This is a genomic window from Staphylococcus sp. NWU MKU2 (assembly GCF_033283605.1).
GTDB lineage: Bacteria > Bacillota > Bacilli > Staphylococcales > Staphylococcaceae > Staphylococcus > Staphylococcus haemolyticus.
Window position 1 is genome coordinate 13,495 of the sequence record NZ_JAVSMH010000010.1, and the last position, 20,027, is coordinate 33,521.

The 20,027-nt window shown below is 32.1% G+C and carries 21 protein-coding genes; 17 read left to right on the forward strand and 4 right to left on the reverse strand.

Features of this window, described 5'->3' with window-relative positions:
- Positions 1-25 precede the first annotated feature (25 nt).
- From SBL15_RS11510 to SBL15_RS11525, 4 genes are all read left to right on the forward strand, one after another.
- Positions 26-256, forward strand: a complete 231-nt coding sequence (locus SBL15_RS11510) for a hypothetical protein (protein WP_107611838.1) — start codon at positions 26-28, stop codon at positions 254-256.
- A 227-nt stretch (positions 257-483) separates the two neighbouring features.
- Positions 484-1,857, forward strand: coding sequence for an EVE domain-containing protein (locus tag SBL15_RS11515; RefSeq protein WP_107611839.1), 1,374 nt, complete (start codon positions 484-486; stop codon positions 1,855-1,857).
- Positions 1,858-2,047: 190 nt separating this feature from the next.
- On the forward strand, positions 2,048-2,443 hold the full coding sequence (locus SBL15_RS11520) for a thiol-disulfide oxidoreductase DCC family protein (protein ID WP_107634606.1): 396 nt from the start codon (positions 2,048-2,050) through the stop codon (positions 2,441-2,443).
- A 236-nt stretch (positions 2,444-2,679) separates the two neighbouring features.
- A complete protein-coding gene (locus tag SBL15_RS11525; protein ID WP_029376676.1) occupies positions 2,680-3,123 on the forward strand; it encodes a Dps family protein in 444 nt (147 codons plus the stop codon).
- A gap of 73 nt (positions 3,124-3,196) precedes the next feature.
- Here the strand turns inward: SBL15_RS11525 and deoD are convergent, their stop codons facing one another.
- A complete protein-coding gene (deoD, locus tag SBL15_RS11530; protein WP_033079614.1) occupies positions 3,197-3,907 on the reverse strand; it encodes a purine-nucleoside phosphorylase in 711 nt (236 codons plus the stop codon).
- Positions 3,908-4,073: 166 nt separating this feature from the next.
- Here deoD and deoC point away from each other — a divergent pair, with 166 nt between their 5' ends.
- The 4 genes from deoC to SBL15_RS11550 all read left to right on the forward strand — a co-directional run bounded on the left by deoC (position 4,074) and on the right by SBL15_RS11550 (position 7,648).
- On the forward strand, positions 4,074-4,736 hold the full coding sequence (deoC, locus tag SBL15_RS11535) for a deoxyribose-phosphate aldolase (RefSeq protein ID WP_107613684.1): 663 nt from the start codon (positions 4,074-4,076) through the stop codon (positions 4,734-4,736).
- Between the two features lie 61 nt (positions 4,737-4,797).
- Positions 4,798-6,099, forward strand: coding sequence for a pyrimidine-nucleoside phosphorylase (locus SBL15_RS11540; RefSeq protein WP_317956044.1), 1,302 nt, complete (start codon positions 4,798-4,800; stop codon positions 6,097-6,099).
- Positions 6,100-6,110: 11 nt separating this feature from the next.
- Positions 6,111-7,298, forward strand: coding sequence for a phosphopentomutase (deoB, locus tag SBL15_RS11545; protein ID WP_011275210.1), 1,188 nt, complete (start codon positions 6,111-6,113; stop codon positions 7,296-7,298).
- Entirely contained in the window at positions 7,298-7,648 is a 351-nt protein-coding gene (locus SBL15_RS11550; RefSeq protein ID WP_107611844.1) for a hypothetical protein, read from the forward strand. Before deoB ends, SBL15_RS11550 begins: the two co-directional genes overlap by 1 nt.
- Before the next feature lie 70 nt (positions 7,649-7,718).
- Here the strand turns inward: SBL15_RS11550 and SBL15_RS11555 are convergent, their stop codons facing one another.
- Positions 7,719-8,189, reverse strand: coding sequence for an S-ribosylhomocysteine lyase (locus SBL15_RS11555; protein ID WP_107611845.1), 471 nt, complete (start codon positions 8,187-8,189; stop codon positions 7,719-7,721).
- A 255-nt stretch (positions 8,190-8,444) separates the two neighbouring features.
- On the opposite strand from SBL15_RS11555, the gene SBL15_RS11560 reads away from it, so the two are divergent.
- From SBL15_RS11560 to SBL15_RS11570, 3 genes are all read left to right on the forward strand, one after another.
- Positions 8,445-9,629 carry a M20 family metallopeptidase gene (locus SBL15_RS11560; RefSeq protein ID WP_317956047.1) on the forward strand — a complete coding sequence of 395 codons (1,185 nt, stop codon included), beginning with the start codon at positions 8,445-8,447 and terminating at the stop codon, positions 9,627-9,629.
- Positions 9,626-10,819: an L-aspartate--L-methionine ligase LdmS gene (gene ldmS, locus SBL15_RS11565; protein WP_107611847.1), complete on the forward strand. Its 1,194-nt coding sequence runs from the start codon at positions 9,626-9,628 to the stop codon at positions 10,817-10,819. The genes SBL15_RS11560 and ldmS overlap by 4 nt, the downstream gene beginning before the upstream one ends.
- Before the next feature lie 255 nt (positions 10,820-11,074).
- On the forward strand, positions 11,075-11,740 hold the full coding sequence (locus tag SBL15_RS11570) for a DUF2750 domain-containing protein (protein ID WP_037538845.1): 666 nt from the start codon (positions 11,075-11,077) through the stop codon (positions 11,738-11,740).
- A 157-nt stretch (positions 11,741-11,897) separates the two neighbouring features.
- On the opposite strand, the gene coaW is transcribed toward SBL15_RS11570, so the two are convergent.
- Positions 11,898-12,698 carry a type II pantothenate kinase gene (gene coaW, locus SBL15_RS11575; RefSeq protein ID WP_011275216.1) on the reverse strand — a complete coding sequence of 267 codons (801 nt, stop codon included), beginning with the start codon at positions 12,696-12,698 and terminating at the stop codon, positions 11,898-11,900.
- 190 nt (positions 12,699-12,888) lie between these two features.
- Between coaW and SBL15_RS11580 the strand changes: the two genes are divergently transcribed.
- The 3 genes from SBL15_RS11580 to SBL15_RS11590 all read left to right on the forward strand — a co-directional run bounded on the left by SBL15_RS11580 (position 12,889) and on the right by SBL15_RS11590 (position 16,205).
- Entirely contained in the window at positions 12,889-13,749 is an 861-nt protein-coding gene (locus SBL15_RS11580) for a GNAT family N-acetyltransferase (RefSeq protein ID WP_037538840.1), read from the forward strand.
- A 114-nt stretch (positions 13,750-13,863) separates the two neighbouring features.
- Entirely contained in the window at positions 13,864-14,382 is a 519-nt protein-coding gene (gene rpoE, locus SBL15_RS11585; RefSeq protein ID WP_011275218.1) for a DNA-directed RNA polymerase subunit delta, read from the forward strand.
- 215 nt (positions 14,383-14,597) lie between these two features.
- Positions 14,598-16,205 carry a CTP synthase gene (locus SBL15_RS11590; RefSeq protein ID WP_037551917.1) on the forward strand — a complete coding sequence of 536 codons (1,608 nt, stop codon included), beginning with the start codon at positions 14,598-14,600 and terminating at the stop codon, positions 16,203-16,205.
- A 75-nt stretch (positions 16,206-16,280) separates the two neighbouring features.
- Here the strand turns inward: SBL15_RS11590 and SBL15_RS11595 are convergent, their stop codons facing one another.
- A complete protein-coding gene (locus tag SBL15_RS11595) occupies positions 16,281-16,802 on the reverse strand; it encodes a DUF2529 family protein (RefSeq protein ID WP_317956049.1) in 522 nt (173 codons plus the stop codon).
- Between the two features lie 200 nt (positions 16,803-17,002).
- Here SBL15_RS11595 and fdaB point away from each other — a divergent pair, with 200 nt between their 5' ends.
- The 3 genes from fdaB (at position 17,003) to SBL15_RS11610 (ending at position 19,936) form a co-directional block, all read left to right on the forward strand.
- A complete protein-coding gene (gene fdaB / locus SBL15_RS11600) occupies positions 17,003-17,860 on the forward strand; it encodes a class IIb fructose-bisphosphate aldolase FdaB (RefSeq protein ID WP_011275221.1) in 858 nt (285 codons plus the stop codon).
- A 282-nt stretch (positions 17,861-18,142) separates the two neighbouring features.
- Positions 18,143-19,414, forward strand: a complete 1,272-nt coding sequence (locus SBL15_RS11605) for a UDP-N-acetylglucosamine 1-carboxyvinyltransferase (RefSeq protein ID WP_107611848.1) — start codon at positions 18,143-18,145, stop codon at positions 19,412-19,414.
- 186 nt (positions 19,415-19,600) lie between these two features.
- Positions 19,601-19,936: a winged helix-turn-helix transcriptional regulator gene (locus SBL15_RS11610; RefSeq protein ID WP_011275223.1), complete on the forward strand. Its 336-nt coding sequence runs from the start codon at positions 19,601-19,603 to the stop codon at positions 19,934-19,936.
- The last annotated feature ends 91 nt before the right edge of the window (positions 19,937-20,027 follow it).

Genomic DNA, 20,027 nt, shown 5'->3' on the forward strand with positions numbered 1-20,027 from the left:
ATTGTATTAAAGAGGAGTGTGAATATTGAAACAGTTTTTATATATCTCTTTAGTATGTGGTGTGATAGCTGGGGCAGGTGTCTTTTTCAATATGCCACAATATCCTTCACTTGTTATTCCTAGAGTTGTTGCTATATTAGGTATTATAAGTGCAATTATTACCTTTAAAGATAAAGATTTAAGTGGATTACTAAAACTTGGTGGCATCATGATCAATCTAATGCCATTATTAGGTAGTTTACTAGCACCTCATTAAATTAATGTATAGGGGAATATTTAGAATTATTTATAATGGATTCTGAATGTTCCCCTTTTTAGCAACTTATTAAATTGAGATAAAATACTAAAAAAAATTAAACATAAATAACGACGATATGTTAAGATTTATAGCATAACTTAATAAACATAGCTTTTAATTAAAATACAATGAAATCAATTAAAATACATAATAACTTTCGAGAATTAATTTAAAGGAGACCCACAATGGAAGAAGAAGTAAATTACTTTTGGCTTAACTGTGGCTATACTAGATGGAATCACAATGAACCGTTAGTAGGTCAAACAACATTATTTGAATCTGGAGCTCAATTCAACCCTACTCAAGGTTTTAGAGCCTTCAAAAAGGCTAAGACAGGGGATCAAGTTATATTTTATCAAGTCCAAACAGATACCGGATTACTTGGTATTGGAGAAATTATTAGTGTTCAAACAGGTGCTCAAAATAAAATTAGAGTTGAATTTAAATTTAATGAACTATTAAAACCACTTACAACTGATTATTTAAAACGTAGTGAAACGCTTGATTTTCGTATGAATAATATGCGTGAAACTTTAATCAATCAATTAACTAAAGAAGAGTATGAATTAATTGTTTCACTAGGTAAAGGTGAAGAGAAACTTCCACGTTATTTCTTCCTTTCTGAAACTGAGTCATTTGAATCAGGAGAATATTATACTATTTATACTCATACGTATAACGGCATTAAACGTAATGGATATCATTTTTACAATCAGTTAGAAATAGGAGATAATCTTATCTTCTATAATAAATATGAAGATCAGTCAGTGGTAGGTATTGGAGAAGTTTCTCGACATATTCATGAGAAACCACCTATTCCTGGGAGAACAAATAGTACCGCCATTGAAATATATTATGATAAGCATATTACTCCAGTGACATTAGGTGCATTAAATAAACATCCTAAATTAAAAAATCTTTATTTTTTACAAGAAAATGCGAAACAGGCCATCGCAAGCATGAGTCAAACTCAATACGATGCTATTATTGAAATGAGTAATAATGATGGCGTGAAAACACCTTTTGAAACAATTAAAAAAACTGAAATTGATTCAGCTAGTCATGATGAGTCATTAAAACCTTTTATATTGTTGGTTGTAGAACAACGAGAAGAAGGATTGAAAGCGGCAAATAATTTATTACAAAAGACAAATGCAAATCCTGTAATAACTAGTGGACATCCGAATTTTACAGAGGACATGTTATATGGTAAATATTTACCAAATGAAACTGGTGCCCTATACTATCGCGAAGGTTTTATCACTCAATTAATGCCTAAAAATGATAAAAGTTATTTAGTCATCGATAATTTTAATAGAATTGATCCTGACATTTTCCAAACTTACATCAATGTGTTAGAAGGATATGAAGTAACATTACCTAGATATAATAAAGAGGGACAAATGGTAAAATGGTCAAGAGAAAAAGATTCATTCTATCATTTTAATCCGAACTGGCATATTATTGGTGTAACTTACGACCGTCTAGAAGATATAAAACGCAAATATTCAAATCAATTTCTTAAATATACAAGAATTGTAAAAGTAAATCATGAATAACTTAAGATAACTAAACCTGAGACGTTTTACTATGTCTCAGGTTTTTAATTTTATTATTATTGCTTTAACATTATGTATCAAATTTAAATCATTCATAGTTAAAGGCATGCTATGCTATGGACATTTTTAGTGTTTAATGTATGGCATAGAATGGAATATTAATAATAAGACTTAGAGGAAGGTGAAAGAAATGCCTATTATTTATTACGATGGTAATTGTGTTTATTGTTATAACTATTGCATTTGGTTAATACAGAATGGACTTCCTAAGAGTTATGAATTCGCAACTTTAAAAGGGAAATCAGGGCAACACTTATTTGAACAACATCCAGAAGCATTAAATAAAAACAGCGTGATTTTACAACGTGGTCAACATTTAGAGTTTAAATCCAATGCGATTGCTAGTCTTATCATGACTACAACGAATTACAAGTGGTTAGGATTGTTAATTAAAGTTATTCCACGTCAAATAAGAGATTTAGCGTATAATTTATTTGCAAATAATCGAAATAGGATGTGGAAGACGCATTGGCATAAACCAAATGAATATGAAAAATCCTTTTTCATAGATGATAAACGCATCTAATTGATAAAATATTATCATAATTGATAATTAGAGGTTTGTTTGTAAATATATATTATTTTAGTTGCTGATGCAAATCACTTTTCAAATACTGATATATAAGTTTTAATAGTTAATAGGAAAAGGTAGTTATAAAAATCAATGCAAAAAATGTTAAGCATAACCATTTACAGATTATAATAATTATAATATAATAATTGTAATAAAGAGAAACTAATTCAGAAGTACAAGGAGAGAATATAATGAGTCAACAAGATGTAGTAAAAGAATTAAATCAACAAGTTGCAAACTGGACTGTAGCGTATACTAAATTACACAATTTCCATTGGTATGTTAAAGGACCTAATTTCTTCTCATTACATGAGAAATTCGAAGAGTTATACAATGAAGCTAGCCAATATGTAGATGACTTAGCTGAACGTATTTTAGCAATTGGTGGAAATCCAGTAGGTACATTGAAAGAAAGTCTTGAAATTTCTATCGTTGATGAAGCGGGTAAAAATTACTCAGCTGAACAAATGGTTGAAGCCTTCTCTAATGATTTAACTCATATCTCAGAGCAATTAGTTAAATCTATAGAAGTAGCTGGAGAAGCTGGCGATGATGTTTCAGAAGATATGTTCATCGGTATGAAAAATTCTGTTGATAAACACAATTGGATGTTCAAATCATATTTAGTTTAATTAATCATATAAAAAGGTGCTTGAGATTTCATTATCGTCTCAAGCACCTTTTATTATCTATTAGAATTTGATATTACTCGGCGATTTCCAATGCTATTTCCATCATTTGAGTAAATGAATTTTGTCTTTCTTCAGCTGTAGTTGCTTCGTCTCTTAGAATATGGTCACTAACTGTAAAAATACCTAACGCTTTTTTACCAGCATTAATTGCATTCAAGTATAAACCGGCTGATTCCATTTCTATACCCAATATACCCATTTTTTGCCAGTTATCATTGAATGTTTTATCAGCATTGTAGAATGTATCTGAAGATAAAACATTACCTACATGGCTTACTGCTCCTATTTCATCTGCTACATTTTTAGCTTTAGTGATGAGTTCATAGTCAGCTATTGGAGCAAAGTGACCAGGTATATTAAATTGATCAACATAATTAGAATTTGTAGATGCTGCTTGAGCAATAATGACATCATATAAATTTACATTCTCTTGTAATGCGCCACATGAACCTACGCGAATAATAGTATCAACATCAAAGAAATTATATAACTCATAAGAATAAATACCGATACTTGGTATTCCCATCCCTGATCCCATTACAGAAACTTCTTTTCCTTTATATGTACCTGTGTAACCAAACATATTTCTAACTTCATTAAATTGTTCAACATTTTCTAAAAAGTTATCAGCAATATATTTTGCACGTAATGGATCGCCAGGCATTAAAACAGTCTTTGCGATTTTTGTTCCGTTAGGTTGAATATGAGGTGTGCCATTTGTCATTAATATCTTCTCCTTATCATGATTGTTAAGATTAAGATAACATTTGTTTAACTTTTTTGCGAATTTTTGTACTATAGAAATGAGAGGACTATATTAATTTAAATAGTTAATATTCCAATTAGATGGAATATCATTTAAATTTAACAACATATTGGAGGAAACTACTATGAATTATGCTAAATTTATTGATCACACATTATTGAAACCTGAATCTACACGTCAACAAATCGATCAAATTATTGATGAAGCCAAAGAGTATAACTTTAAATCTATTTGTGTAAATCCTACACATGTAAAATATGCAGCAGAACGATTAAATGATTCTGATGTATTGGTTTGTACCGTTATAGGTTTCCCACTTGGTGCTACTACAACTGCTACTAAAATCTTTGAAACTGAAGATGCCATAAAAAATGGCGCATCTGAAATTGATATGGTTATCAATATCGGCGCACTTAAAGATGGAAGATTTGAAGATGTTCAAAAAGATATTGAGGGCGTAGTTGGAGCAGCAAATGGAAAAACAGTAAAAGTGATTATTGAAACTGTGCTTTTATCAGATGAAGAAAAAGTTAAAGCAAGTGAATTAGCGAAAGCAGCTGGTGCTGATTTCGTTAAAACATCAACTGGTTTTGCTGGGGGAGGCGCTACACCTGAAGATGTGAAATTAATGAAAGATACGGTGGGAGACGAATTAGAGGTTAAAGCATCAGGTGGCGTTCGCAGTTTGGAAGATTTCAACAAAATGATTGATGCAGGTGCTACGCGCATAGGTGCGAGTGCAGGTGTTCAAATTATTCAAGGCTTAGAGTCAGATTCTGATTATTAATAATGCAATTAACGTAACAGCACACAGATACAACAGCTTATTTTGAGAGGGGTTCAGAATTATGAGAATGGTAGATATTATTGAAAAAAAACGCGATGGTAAATCATTATCAAAAGAAGAAATTGAATTCTTTATCAAAGGTTACACGAATGGGGATATTCCAGATTATCAGGCATCGAGTTTAGCTATGGCTATCTTTTTCCAAGATATGAATGACGAAGAGCGTGCAGCATTAACTATGGCAATGGTTAATTCAGGTGATGTGATTGACTTATCAAAAATTAATGGTATTAAAGTTGATAAGCATTCAACAGGAGGCGTTGGTGATACCACTACATTAGTATTAGCGCCTCTAGTGGCAGCAGTGGGTATCCCAGTAGCCAAAATGAGTGGTCGTGGCTTAGGACATACGGGTGGAACAATTGATAAATTAGAATCAATAAAAGGATTCCACGTTGAAATCTCTGAAGAGGATTTCATTAAACTTGTTAATGAAAATCAAGTTGCTGTTATTGGACAGTCAGGTAATTTAACTCCAGCTGATAAGAAACTTTATGCATTGAGAGATGTAACAGGGACAGTTAACTCAATTCCTTTAATTGCATCATCTATTATGAGTAAAAAAATTGCTGCGGGTGCTGATGCTATCGTCTTAGATGTTAAAACTGGTAACGGTGCTTTCATGAAAACATTAGAGGACGCTGAAGCGTTAGCTCATGCTATGGTTAGTATAGGGAATAATGTAGGTAGAAATACAATGGCTATTATTTCTGACATGAGCCAACCACTTGGTCGAGCAATTGGTAATGCTTTAGAATTGAAAGAAGCTATTGATACATTAAATGGTAAAGGACCAGAAGATTTAACTGAACTTGTATTAACACTCGGTTCTCAAATGGTGGTTCTAGCTAATAGAGCAAATACACTTGAGGAAGCACGTCAATTATTAAATGAAGCAATTGAAAATGGTTCAGCTTTAGAAAAATTTAAAACATTTTTAGAGAATCAAGGTGGCGATGCCTCAGTAGTTGATGCGCCTGAACTATTACCAACAGCAACATATCAAATCGAGTATAAAGCTCAATCAAGTGGCGTAGTTTCAGAACTTATTGCAAATGAAATTGGTGTTGCTTCAATGATGTTAGGTGCAGGGAGACAAACTAAAGAGGATGAAATAGATTTAAGTGTTGGGATTGTATTAAACAAGAAAGTAGGAGACGTTGTTAAAGAGGGAGAATCTTTATTAACCATTCACAGTAATCGTGAAAATGTTGACGACGTTATTAAGAAACTTGATGAAAGTATTGCAATTCAAGCACAAGCAACAACACCAACATTAATTCATAAAATAATTACAGAGTAGGAGTGTTAAATATGACTACACCATTCAAAAGAGTACATTTAATTGTTATGGATTCAGTAGGTATCGGTGAAGCACCTGATGCTGCAGCTTTCAATGATGAAGGATCTCATACATTAAAGCATACATTAGAAGGATTTAACCAAACGCTACCTAATTTGGAAAAATTAGGATTGGGTAATATTGAAGAATTACCTGTGGTCAATAAAGTTGAACAACCAGGTGCTTTCTATACTAAACTTAGTGAAGCTTCCGTGGGTAAAGATACCATGACAGGACATTGGGAAATCATGGGTTTAAATATCATGCAACCATTTAAAGTATATCCAAACGGATTTCCTGATGAGTTAATACAAGAGATTGAAGAAATGACAGGTCGTAAAGTTGTAGCAAATAAGCCCGCTTCAGGGACAGCCATTATTGATGAATTAGGTGAGCATCAAATGAAAACTGGGGACTTAATCGTCTATACTAGCGCTGACCCAGTACTTCAAATTGCTGCACATGAAGATATTATCCCTCTTGAAGAATTATATGATATTTGTGAAAAGGTTCGAGAATTAACTAAAGATCCTAAATACTTAATTGGTCGCGTAATTGCACGTCCGTATGTAGGTGAACCTGGAAACTTTACACGTACTTCTAATCGACATGATTACGCGCTAAAACCATTTGGCAAAACTGTTATGAATACATTAAAAGATAATAACTATGATGTTATTGCTATTGGAAAAATTAATGATATTTATGATGGTGAAGGTGTAACTGAAGCAATAAGAACAAAAAATAATATGGATGGTATGGATCAATTAATAAATGTCGTAAAAAAAGATTTTAATGGCATAAGTTTTTTAAATTTAGTTGATTTCGATGCATTATACGGCCATCGTAGAGACAAAGAAGGTTATGCACAAGCTATTAAAGATTTCGACGAGCGATTACCTGAATTAATCGACAATCTTCAAGAAGATGATTTAGTTATTATCACGGCTGATCACGGAAATGACCCTATTGCCGATGGTACTGATCATACTAGAGAGTATATCCCAGTACTTATGTTTAGCCCTAAAATTGATAAATACCATGAATTATCAGGAGACAGTACGTTTAGTTCAATCGGTGCGACTATTGCAGATAATTTCAATGTGGAATTACCTGAATTTGGTAAGAGTTATTTGAATGAAATGGGAGTTGAACATTAATGAAAGTATTGCGTTATTTATTAGGTTTAGCTTTTGGAACAGCTGGCGTTCTACATTTTACAAATGAACGCTCATTTAGAAATATTGTTCCAGAATACTTACCATTACGTAAAACAGCTGTTTTGGTAACAGGTGTATTTGAAATTTTCTTTGGATTTATGTTGTTATTAAAACGTCCTGCCAATTGGTTAAAAACAGGTATAAATCTTTTCTTACTAGCTGTATTACCGGCAAATATATATATGGCACGAAAAGAATTACCTTTAGGTGATAAACAAGTACCTAAATGGGCATTATACTCAAGACTACCAATGCAATTTGTTTTAATTGCTTTAGTAAAAAAATTATAAAAGAGAAAAGTAAAACCACCAATACTTAAATATACTTAAGTATTGGTGGTTTTTATTTTAAATATGAAATTTATTTGCCTTCACCAAAAATATCTGACCATTGATTGCGTTTATCTAAAAATGCTTGCGCAATTTCTTTTGCACCTTCAAGTGAATGACTTGCTGCCCAACCGCATTGTACTTCATTGCAAGCGGGTACCTCAGTAGCTTCTAAAACATCATTTAGTGTTTTTTCAATTATATTTAACACATCTTCATAGTCGTCATGATTAATAAATGAAACATAAAAACCAGTTTGACAACCCATTGGACTTAAATCTACAACTTTATCAGTATGATTTCTAATGTTTTCAGCCATTAAATGCTCTAGTGAGTGTAACCCAGGCATTTTCATGTGCTCTTTGTTAGGTTGTTTAAAGCGAATGTCATACTTTTTAATAACATCACCATTTAAGCCTTCCATTGTACCAGCTAAACGGACGAAAGGTGCAACAACTTTAGTGTGATCAAGATTAAAACTTTCAACGTTCATTTTAGTCATGATAAATCCTCCTATATTAAATAAGCTTAATTATTAAGTTAACGATTTGATTGTATCAATAGTTAAGGGTATTTACAATTTTCAAAATTATAGTTAAACAAAGTGAATTGTGAGAAAATTTCGTAAATATAAGGTTATTTAATGACAACAATCTTTAAATCCGATAAAATAAGTAATAATTAATTGAGAAACGATATGGTTACAATATCCAAAATATTTTTAAAGATTTTTACAATAATAAGGGAGTTATGATTTATGAGTAATAAACAAGGAATTTTAGATTATATAGAGAATAATAAATATGATTATGTTGAAATTAGTCATAGAATACATGAACGCCCTGAATTAGGCAATGAAGAAATTTTCGCGTCTAGAACGCTTATAGATAAATTGAAAGAGAATGATTTCGATATAGAAATGGATATTGCTGGACACGCTACTGGATTTATAGCTACATATGATTCTGGACAAGAAGGCCCAGTTATTGGTTATTTAGCTGAATATGATGCATTACCAGGCCTAGGTCATGCATGTGGTCATAATATTATTGGAACTGCTAGTGTACTTGCGGGTTCAGCATTGAAACAAGTTATAGACCGCATCGGTGGCAAAGTTGTCGTGCTCGGTTGTCCTGCAGAAGAAGGTGGTGAAAATGGAAGTGCAAAAGCGTCATATGTTAAGGCTGGTATTATCGATGATATCGATATAGCATTAATGATTCATCCAGGTAATGCAACTTATCCAACCATTGATACACTAGCGGTGGATGTATTAGATATAAAATTTTATGGCAAAAGTGCACATGCTTCTGAAAATGCTGACGAAGCTTTAAACGCATTAGATGCAATGATTTCATATTTTAACGGTGTAGCACAATTAAGACAGCACATTAAAAAAAGTCAACGCGTACATGGTGTTATCTTAGACGGAGGAAAAGCTGCAAATATTATACCGGATTTTACACATGCTCGATTCTATACACGTGCAACCACTCGAAAAGAACTAGATATTTTAACAGAAAAAGTTAATCAAATTGCTAGGGGTGCTGCAATTCAAACAGGTTGCGATTATGAATTTGGCCCTATACAAAATGGTGTGAACGAATTTATTAAGACACCTAAATTAGATGAATTATTTGAGAAGTACGCGCTCGAAGTTGGTGAAGATGTAAGTCATGATGATTTTGGTTTTGGATCAACAGATACGGGTAATGTCAGTCATATAATACCTACGATTCATCCTCATGTGAAGATAGGATCTAGAAACTTAGTTGGTCATACACATAGATTTAGAGAGGCTGCGGCAAGTGTACATGGTGATCAAGCGTTAATTCATGGTGCGAAAATCATAGCATTAATGGGATTAGAACTAATTGAAAATAAGGGAATGTTTGATGAAATTGTTCAACAGCACTCTCATATAAAGGGGCAGTCAAAATGACGATAAATGAAAAGGGTCTAAAATTAACTTTAAGTGACTTATATAATGAAAATATAGTGTATAACTCGAGACCATCTTATGTTTCAAATCCATGGTTAAAACCTGAGGAACATCAATCTAATTTCTTAACTGGTCGGGAAATGCTTATTGCAGATTCAATGCCAATGATTGTACATGCAGCAAGTATTACTGAAAAATTAGATCAATTATTTAATCTTGTTGGAAAAAAAGTTCCCACAAATACGTATCAATTTAAAAACCGTGAAACATATGAAGCACTATTAAATCGAATTGTTAAAGAAGAAGGTAAAGATATATATTTTCAATATATTCATAGTGAAGATGTTGTTTCAGATAAATGCTACGCTGTAGATAAAGAGACCTTTGTAGCTTTGAACAATAAAGCGCGAATACCAGAATGGACGAATCATAAATATTTACCAGAGCGAGAAATTGTATCGATAAATGATTTTAAAGCGCGCATAAAAGAATGGGATTTCCCTTTTGTAATTAAACCAGGTGATGACTTACCAACAGCTGGTGGATATGGTGTAATGATTTGCTATGATGAAGAAGACTTAGCTAAAGCAACACAACGTATTTTAGAAGCAAGTGATGCTACGGATAATTTAATAATTGAACAAAAAATTGAAGCGGTAAAGAATTATTGTGTTCAGTATGCTTATTCTGAAGAAATAGGTGTGACATATTTAGGCACTGCACATCAAATCACTGATAAATATGGATTTTATGCTGGAAATGAAAATGTTCATGATGTTCCTCAACAAGTCATTGATGCAGGAAGAGAAATTATGGAAAATGGTGTAAAGTTGGGTTTCTTCGGTGTAGCTGGATTTGATTTACTATTAGATAAAAACGATGATGTTTTTGCGATCGATTTAAACTTTAGACAAAATGGCTCTACAAGTATGTTATTATTACAAGAAGAATTAAATTCATCATATCAGAAATTTTATAGTTACTTCTCTAATGGTGATAATGAACATTTCTTTAATACAATTTTAAAATATGTTAAAAAGGGCGTATTATATCCATTATCTTATTATGATGGTGATTGGTTTGGAAAGAATGCAGTTAATTCTCGTTTTGGTTGTATATGGACTGGAGATTCAAAAGAAGCCATAGAGAAAATTGAAAAATCCTTTTTAGCTGAATTAGATAAAAATTAAATTACCCTAATCAATATCCGTTGATAGGTATATAGCAATAATTTTAAAAAGCAGAATTTCAATTCTTAGCATTTAAATGAATCAAAAAATATTAATTTAATATAGTTATAACTCTATGCGTCAATTTGGGATCAAGACATGGCATTCATCAAGAATACAGTCTTGGTCCCTTATTTTTTAGAATAGAAATTTGACGACATAAGTATTGTCATTTAGTATTTTAATAGTTGCAAATTAGAAATGGAGGGTTATGCATTGTCTTATAAGAATGAGGCGTACTTTAAAGATGTACTGATTAATGAAGTGTTTTATGTTGCTAACAAAAATAAAAAACTGGTCAGACTAAATAGTAATAACCAAGATTATGTTGGCGTTTGGACTCAAGAAGGACAAGCGGAAGACTATTTAAAACATGCGTCAATTGATTATGACCGTGTGCTAAAAATTGATATTGATACATTCGTTACATATGAATTGGACGACTTATTTGATGAGGATGATCAAGTTATCATTAATCAAACATCACAAGAAACTGGTCAAATTGTAAAAGTCGTTAAAATGACTGATGAATTAATGTCAGAGTTGGATAAAATTCGTATTAAAGAATTTGTAAAGGATGTTGCCAAAGAAGACCAAGTATTTGGTTTATCAAAACATGGCGAAAATCACTTTATATTGATTAGTGATCATAGTGAAGAAAAACCTCAAATCATGCCGGTTTGGAGCTTGAAAAATAGAGCGCTCAAAGTTCGTGATGAAGATTTTGAAGAATGTGAATTAATTGAAATCGAAGGTAGTGTATTTAGCGATTGGTTAGATAAGTTGCGTGATAATGACCAAGCTGTCGCAATTGATTTGAAACCTGGTGTGGTAGGAACAGTCATTTCTGCACAAAAATTATCAAATGAATTAACTTTTTAATTTTAAGCACGTAGCATTTAGTGAAATCTTGTCTTTATATATACATTAATAAATCGTCGATGTTAAATATGTCGATGCAGTTGAGATTTAGATGAATTGTTAAACCCTTAATCACATCTTTTGGTGATTAAGGGTTTTTTATAAAAATTAAAAGTAATTAATTTAAATAAATTGCGCCAAGTGCTCCTGAAAAAGCACCATTCTCAATGTAATATGGTTTGAAACCACGTAATACCGTATAATCTTCAATTACTTCACGTAAAAGTGGATTATTATTGAAAGAAGACCCGATATATACAACATTCTCAGTTTTATTTTCACGAGCAACGGTTATGGCCATAGTAGTTATTACTTCACCAACAACTCCAACCACTGATGCTAATTTATTAGCAGGTGAAAAATCTACGTCTAAATTATGTAAGACGTTTCCAAAGTTAGCAGCTGTTAATTCACCTGGAATAGGTGGTTCAGTATCTTTGTAAATATGCTTAACTTTAAGATCAATCGTATCTCTATCTCCAGATTGAGCTAGATTTGTAAGTGCTTCATAATCTGTAATTTGTGATAATAAGTATCCCAGTCCTTGAATCATACCTCCACCAGTACCTACACCGCCTACACGACGTTGTTGTTTGCCATCAAAATAGTGTAACGAAGTGCCTGTACCGACATTAGCGAATATATATTCGTCAATATGATGACCTTGCTCTTTAAGAAGCATACCCAAACCTTTAGATGATGCATCGAATTCAACAAATATAGTTGCATCCACATTTAAATTTTCAGCAATAACACCTGCATTTCCGCCAGTAAGACTGATTGATTCAAAAGTGTTTGCGTTTAACCATGCAATTACTTCTGAAATGTTTGTAGTAAGTTTTGTTTCATACGAACGTCCTTGTTGAGATTCTTGGACGATTTTTATTAGCGTACCACCGGCATCTATACCGACTTTCATTCTAGTTCACCTCGTGATTTTATATGTCATATTTATAGTAAAGCAAATTAGCTAAATTTCAATAGATTATTTTTAAATTGTAAAAATTTAAAACAATTGTACCTAATTAAAGTGGATTTTATTTTGATAAGTGTAAAAAAACAATTATAATAAAATTGATTAATTAAAAGAGGCATAGGGGTTAGTGGTTATGACTATAAAAAAGCAGTTTGAAAATATAACGATTCAAGAATTTGAAGAAAAGTATAGACAGGATGTAGTTAACTTTGAATTAAGTGAGAGACAACAAATATACTCATCCTTACCGAAATCAGTTCTAGATGATGCTCTTTCAGATTCAAATAGAGTGGCAAATATAGCTATTAATGAGTATGGTGATGTTGTAGGTTTCTTTGTATTACATCAATATTACCAACATGAAGGGTATGATACACCTGAGAATGTCGTATATGTAAGATCATTATCAATAAATGAGAAGTTTCAAGGAAATGGGTATGGAACTACGATGATGATGTATTTACCTCAATATGTACAAGATTTATTCCCTGATTTCAATCACTTGTATCTGGTTGTCGATGCTGAAAATAAAGGGGCTTGGAATGTGTATGAACGTGCTGGTTTTATGCACACTGCTACTAAAGAAGAAGGTCCTATTGGTAAAGAACGCTTATATTATTTGGACTTAGATTCAAAACATGTGTCTTCACTACGATTAACGGAAAATGAAGCATCAAGTATTTCATCTTATAGTGTTGTTGATTTACTTAAAGATAACCACAAAGTAGGTTTTATAGCACTTGAACAAACGGATAATCGAATTAATATTGTTGCTATTGAAGTGTATAAAGAACAACGAAAAGAAGGTATCGCTGAAAGTGCATTAAGACAAATTCCTACATATGTACGAAAGCATTTCAAACAAGCTAAAACGATTATGATTACGTTATTTGGTGAAAACAATGAATTAAAATCATTATGTGTAAATAGTGGTTTCGTAGAAATTGACCAGTCAGATGATTTAATTATTTTCGAGAAATATGTAAATTACTAAGATAATCGTAATTGCGAAATCGTGTATTGTCATTTATAATTTATTTTTGTTACTATTAATTAATGAAATCCAACGACATAATTAAAAAATTCTTCGAAAGGAAGATTAGCTATAATGAAAATCCAAGATTATACTAAAGAAATGGTTGATGAAAAGTCATTTATCGATATGGCTTATACGTTATTAAATGATAAAGGTGCAACGATGAATTTATACGATATCATCGATGAATTCAAAGATTTAGGTGGTTATGAATTTGAAGAGATTGAAAATCGTGTAGTTCAGTTCTATACAGATTTAAATACTGATGGACGTTTCTTAAACGTTGGTGAAAATCAATGGGGATTACGTGATTGGTATTCTGTAGACGATATTGAAGAAAAAATCGCACCTACAATTCAAAAATTCGATATTCTTGATGATGAAGATGAAGAAGATAAAAATCTTAAATTATTGGGTGATGACGAAATGGATGACGACGATGACATTCCAGCCCAAACGGATGATCAAGAAACTTTAGACGACCCTGAAGATGAACAAGTAGAAGACGAGATTAGTGAATCAGATTTAGTAATTGAAGATGACGAAGATGATGAACTCGACGAAGAAGACGAGGACGAATTCGAAGACTAAGAAGATTTTAAAACTAAATTTTAGTTTTAATTGACTTTTACTTAAAAAATGATAGAATTTTATTCGGGCTCCTTTAAATAGGACACGTGTATAAATCATATACGCTCCCCTTACAGATATGTGAGAGGGAGCGATTTTTTTATTTTTCAAAAGTGATTATTTAAAAAGAATAAATAGGTAAGGAAGCATCCCTTTATAAATTAGGAGGTCAGGAAATGACAAAATTTATTTTTGTAACGGGCGGAGTAGTATCATCATTAGGAAAAGGTATCACAGCCGCTTCTCTAGGTAGATTGTTAAAAGATAGAGGCTTAAAAGTAACAATTCAAAAATTTGATCCATATTTAAATGTTGATCCAGGAACTATGAGTCCGTATCAACATGGAGAAGTATTTGTTACAGATGATGGTGCTGAAACTGACTTAGATTTAGGACACTATGAGCGCTTTATTGATATTAATTTAAATAAATATTCAAATGTTACAGCTGGGAAAGTTTATTCACATGTACTTAAGAAAGAACGTCGTGGTGATTATTTAGGTGGAACAGTTCAAGTTATTCCACATATTACTAATGAAATTAAAGAACGATTACTACTTGCTGGTGAGAGTACAAACGCAGATGTAGTTATTACTGAAATCGGTGGTACAACTGGAGACATTGAATCACTTCCATTTATCGAAGCAATTAGACAGATTAGAAGTGATTTAGGTCGTGAAAACGTAATGTATGTACATTGTACTTTGCTTCCATACATTAAAGCTGCTGGTGAAATGAAAACAAAACCAACACAACACAGTGTTAAGGAACTACGTGGTTTAGGTATTCAGCCAGATTTAATTGTAGTGCGTACAGAATATGAAATGACACAAGATTTAAAAGATAAAATTGCATTATTCTGTGATATTAATAAAGAGAGCGTTATAGAATGTAGAGACGCATCATCTTTATATGAAATTCCATTACAATTAAGTGCACAGGATATGGATGATATTGTTATCAAGCGATTAGATTTAGATGCTAAATATGAAACGCAATTAGATGAATGGCAATATTTACTAGATACTGTTAATTCACTTGATGGTACAATCACTATCGGATTAGTAGGTAAATATGTTAGCTTACAAGATGCATACTTATCAGTTGTAGAGTCATTGAAACATGCTGGCTACCCATTGAAGAAAGACGTTGTAGTTAAGTGGATTGATTCTGGCGAAGTTAATGATAATAATGTTGAAGACTATTTAAAAGATGTAGATGGCATTCTTGTACCAGGTGGTTTTGGATTTAGAGCAAGCGAGGGTAAAATTGCTGCAATTAAATACGCTCGTGAAAATAATGTTCCATACTTTGGTATTTGCTTAGGTATGCAATTAGCGACTGTTGAGTTTGCGCGCAATGTACTAGGTTTAGAGGGAGCACACTCAGCAGAACTTGATCCTAGCACACCTTATCCAATAATTGATTTATTACCTGAGCAAAAGGATATTGAAGATTTAGGTGGTACGTTACGTTTAGGATTATATCCATGTAAAATCAAAGAAAACACATTAGCACATCAAATTTATGACGCAATAAATATTGAAGAAAGACACCGTCATAGATATGAATTTAACAATGAATTTAGAGAACAATTAGAAGCTAATGGTATGGTGTTCTCTGGTACTAGTCCAGATGGTCGATTAGTAGAAATGGTAGAAATTCCAGAGAATGACTTCTATATCGCATGTCAATTTCATCCTGAATTCTTATCAAGACCTAACAGACCTCAACCTATTTTCAAATCGTTTGTAGAAGCGGCTTATAAACATCAAAATAAATAATATAATAAATCAACCCTTACGTACTGAAATGGTGACGTAAGGGTTGATTTTTAAAATGAGTATTGGTATATGACATTACAATTCTAAATCTCGTGTCATTTCAATCATTTGAGTGTAAATTTCATAATATATGTAATTAAAAGATATCGTATGAGGTTGAACCACTTTATCATAATCCTCAGTATAAACAATTGGTCTAGGGGTAGCTAGATTGATGAAATGTATAAAGTGTTCTGGTATTTCTAAATCTTTGGGTCGATTACAAATTAAGACAACATCTATATCATTATCTACTAATGTTTGTACATCTTTAGCTACTTCTTCAGTGTAATATGGTGAAAAGAGTAACACGCGATCAGTTGAATCTATATCATCAAATGTTGTGAGCGTGGATAATAATTTACTAGATTTAAGGTGCTCTTCACTTTCTATAACGAAAGGCTCGAAAAATTTCAAATCGCCATAGCCTTTAATGTATACATAACCTTCGCCACCGATTGCTTGTATTAGACATTGAGCAGCCATTTGAATATCTAAAGCTTGATATTCTAACCGATTAAATATACCCGTTAATTGAGTTTGTAATATTTTAGACATGTTGTTCCTCCGTTTCATATGTATTGTAAATAAACTCAAACTTATGTGCAATGAAACCGTTCATATATTGAATTATTAGTAATTTAGTATTTAATAGTAAAAGTTTATTTTAAATCAAGCATGCATTCACATGCAATTCAAAAAAATATCTGATATAATGATTTTAAAAATTGTGCAGTTGCACACAAGGAGGAACTTTCATGCCATTAGTTTCAATGAAAGAAATGTTAATCGATGCGAAAGAAAATGGTTATGCGGTTGGTCAATACAACTTAAATAACTTAGAATTTACTCAAGCTATTTTAGAAGCTTCACAAGAAGAGAACGCGCCAGTTATCTTAGGTGTTTCAGAAGGTGCTGCACGTTATATGAGTGGTTTCTATACAGTAGTTAAAATGGTTGAAGGTTTAATTCATGACTTAAACATTACTGTACCTGTAGCTATTCACTTAGACCATGGTTCAAGCTTTGAAAAATGTAAAGAAGCGATTGATGCTGGATTCACTTCAGTAATGATCGATGCTTCTCATAGTCCTTTTGAAGAAAATATCGAAATCACTTCAAAAGTTGTAGAGTATGCTCATCAACATGGTGTATCAGTAGAAGCTGAATTAGGAACAGTTGGTGGACAAGAAGATGATGTTGTAGGTGGCATTATTTATGCTGATCCTAAAGAATGCCAAGAATTAGTTGAAAGAACTGGCATTGATACTTTAGCTCCAGCATTAGGTTCAGTTCACGGGCCATATAAAGGTGAACCTAAATTAGGATTCAAAGAAATGGAAGAAATTGGTGCATCAACTGGTTTACCATTAGTTTTACATGGTGGTACTGGTATCCCAACTAAAGACATTCAAAAAGCAATCCCTTATGGTACTGCTAAAATTAATGTTAATACTGAAAACCAAATTGCTTCAGCTAAAGCAGTAAGAGAAGTATTAAATAATGATCAAGATGTATATGATCCACGTAAATATTTAGGACCTGCTCGTGAAGCGATTAAAGAAACAGTTAAAGGTAAAATTAGAGAATTTGGTACTTCTAATCGTGCTAAATAAATAATGTAATTGAAGATGTTTTGAACTAGGAGTGAAACGTTAAGTCGTTTCACTCTTTTTCTTTATAATTTGAGTATTCATATTTAAATATTTTTCAAAAATGATTTATAATATTTGTAAATATAATTCTCGAATTAGTTTTATAAAGTTTGAATCGATAATTTTAATAATTGCAATTATCATTAATTCGTAATAATTTATGTTTTACAAATAAAGAATATGTTTTTTATAATGCTACTAATGTATTATTTTAAATAAATGAGAAACAAAGGAGATAAACTTATGACTCAAGAGGTAATAAAAATTCGCGGTGGTCAAACACTAAAGGGAGACGTTACGATAAGTGGTGCCAAAAATAGTGCGGTAGCAATTATCCCAGCAACATTATTAGCTCAAGGCCAAGTTAAATTAGATGGCTTACCACAAATTTCCGATGTAGAGACGCTAGTTAGTTTATTGGAAGATTTAAATATTAAAGCCCATTTAAATGGAAAAACTTTAGAAGTAGATACTACAGAAATTGAAAATGCACCACTGCCTAACAATAAAGTTGAATCTCTTAGAGCATCTTATTACATGATGGGAGCAATGTTAGGGCATTTTAAAAAATGTGTAATAGGATTACCTGGTGGTTGTCCATTAGGGCCACGTCCAATTGATCAACATATTAAAGGTTTTAAAGCATTAGGAGCAGAAATAGATGAATCAAATGATACATCTATGAAAATAGAAGCTAAAGAACTACATGGTGCTAATATCTTCTTAGATATGGTTAGTGTAGGCGCAACAATCAACATTATGTTGGCAGCTGTTCATGCAACTGGTCAAACAGTCATTGAAAATGCAGCAAAAGAACCTGAAGTTGTAGATGTTGCTAATTTCTTGAACAGTCTTGGTGCAGATATTAAAGGGGCAGGGACAAGTACGTTAAAAATTAATGGTGTTGATAGCTTACATGGTTCTGAATATCAAATTATCCCTGATCGTATTGAAGCAGGGACGTACATGTGTATAGCGGCAGCAGTTGGAGAAGAAATTACTATTAATAATATTGTTCCAAAACATGTTGAAGCACTTACTGTTAAATTAAAAGAACTTGGTGTAGACATCCAAGTAGATGGTGATGCTGAAAAAGCAATCATCAAACGCAAATCATCTTATAAAAATGTAGATATTAAAACATTAGTATACCCTGGGTTTGCAACAGATTTACAACAACCAATCACGCCTTTATTGTTTATGGCAGACGGCCCTTCATTTGTATCAGAAACAATATATCCTGCACGTTTTAGACATGTCGATGAGTTAAAAAATATGGGTGCTAATATTGAAGCCGATATGGAAACTGGAACTGCTACAATTAAACCATCATCACTTAATGGTGCTGAAGTATATGCAAGTGATTTGCGTGCAGGTGCATGTTTAATTATTGCAGGTCTTTTAGCTGAAGGCGTTACTACAATTTATAACGTTAGACATATTTATAGAGGCTATACTGACATTGTTAAGCATTTAAAAGAATTAGGTGCAAATATTTGGACTGAAGAAGTCTAAAGGTATTGATAAGTTAATATTGGCAGTTTCAACTCTCGACATATTAGCTTTTTCTGGTATAATAATTATATTAGATACTAATAAGATTTTGGCTTATAGATATCATTAAAGCCTATACAATGTTTATATTTATAAGCGATTTTTAGTACCTACAATCTAAAGAAGTTTTGAATAGAGGTGAAGACAATGGAAATCTGTCCATATCTTGAAGAAACCTTTAAAATTGTTGGTAGAAGTTGGAACGGTTTAATCATTAATTATCTATCACGATGCACTGATTATACTGCGCACTTTTCCGATATGAAAAGGGATTTAAAGACCATTACACCACGTGCATTAAGTATTAAATTAACTGATTTAGGTGAATGGGGATTAGTTGAAAAGAAAGTAGTCTCAACTAGTCCAGTTTCAATCATTTATGAATTGACTGATAAAGGTAAAGCTTTAGCAGAAGCTTTAAAACCCATTGAAAAATGGGCTCAAGAACATGTAACACTTGAAGAAGAAGTTAAATCTAAATAATATAATAAAGAGTTTTGTGCCTTATATAGAATGAATAATCACTTTTATAATTGTTCATCATTGCCAGGTGCAAAACTCTTTTGCTATTTCA

Coding starts and splice junctions, on each gene's coding strand:
- SBL15_RS11580 (WP_037538840.1), top strand. CDS start 12,889: ATGACTATAAAAAAGCAGTTTGAAAATATAACGATTCAAGAATTTGAA.
- deoB (WP_011275210.1), top strand. CDS start 6,111: ATGACTACACCATTCAAAAGAGTACATTTAATTGTTATGGATTCAGTA.
- SBL15_RS11550 (WP_107611844.1), top strand. CDS start 7,298: ATGAAAGTATTGCGTTATTTATTAGGTTTAGCTTTTGGAACAGCTGGC.
- SBL15_RS11520 (WP_107634606.1), top strand. CDS start 2,048: ATGCCTATTATTTATTACGATGGTAATTGTGTTTATTGTTATAACTAT.
- rpoE (WP_011275218.1), top strand. CDS start 13,864: ATGAAAATCCAAGATTATACTAAAGAAATGGTTGATGAAAAGTCATTT.
- SBL15_RS11555 (WP_107611845.1), bottom strand. CDS start 8,189: ATGACTAAAATGAACGTTGAAAGTTTTAATCTTGATCACACTAAAGTT.
- SBL15_RS11515 (WP_107611839.1), top strand. CDS start 484: ATGGAAGAAGAAGTAAATTACTTTTGGCTTAACTGTGGCTATACTAGA.
- deoC (WP_107613684.1), top strand. CDS start 4,074: ATGAATTATGCTAAATTTATTGATCACACATTATTGAAACCTGAATCT.
- SBL15_RS11595 (WP_317956049.1), bottom strand. CDS start 16,802: ATGTCTAAAATATTACAAACTCAATTAACGGGTATATTTAATCGGTTA.
- SBL15_RS11610 (WP_011275223.1), top strand. CDS start 19,601: ATGGAAATCTGTCCATATCTTGAAGAAACCTTTAAAATTGTTGGTAGA.
- fdaB (WP_011275221.1), top strand. CDS start 17,003: ATGCCATTAGTTTCAATGAAAGAAATGTTAATCGATGCGAAAGAAAAT.
- coaW (WP_011275216.1), bottom strand. CDS start 12,698: ATGAAAGTCGGTATAGATGCCGGTGGTACGCTAATAAAAATCGTCCAA.
- SBL15_RS11540 (WP_317956044.1), top strand. CDS start 4,798: ATGAGAATGGTAGATATTATTGAAAAAAAACGCGATGGTAAATCATTA.
- SBL15_RS11560 (WP_317956047.1), top strand. CDS start 8,445: ATGAGTAATAAACAAGGAATTTTAGATTATATAGAGAATAATAAATAT.
- ldmS (WP_107611847.1), top strand. CDS start 9,626: ATGACGATAAATGAAAAGGGTCTAAAATTAACTTTAAGTGACTTATAT.
- SBL15_RS11590 (WP_037551917.1), top strand. CDS start 14,598: ATGACAAAATTTATTTTTGTAACGGGCGGAGTAGTATCATCATTAGGA.
- deoD (WP_033079614.1), bottom strand. CDS start 3,907: ATGACAAATGGCACACCTCATATTCAACCTAACGGAACAAAAATCGCA.
- SBL15_RS11605 (WP_107611848.1), top strand. CDS start 18,143: ATGACTCAAGAGGTAATAAAAATTCGCGGTGGTCAAACACTAAAGGGA.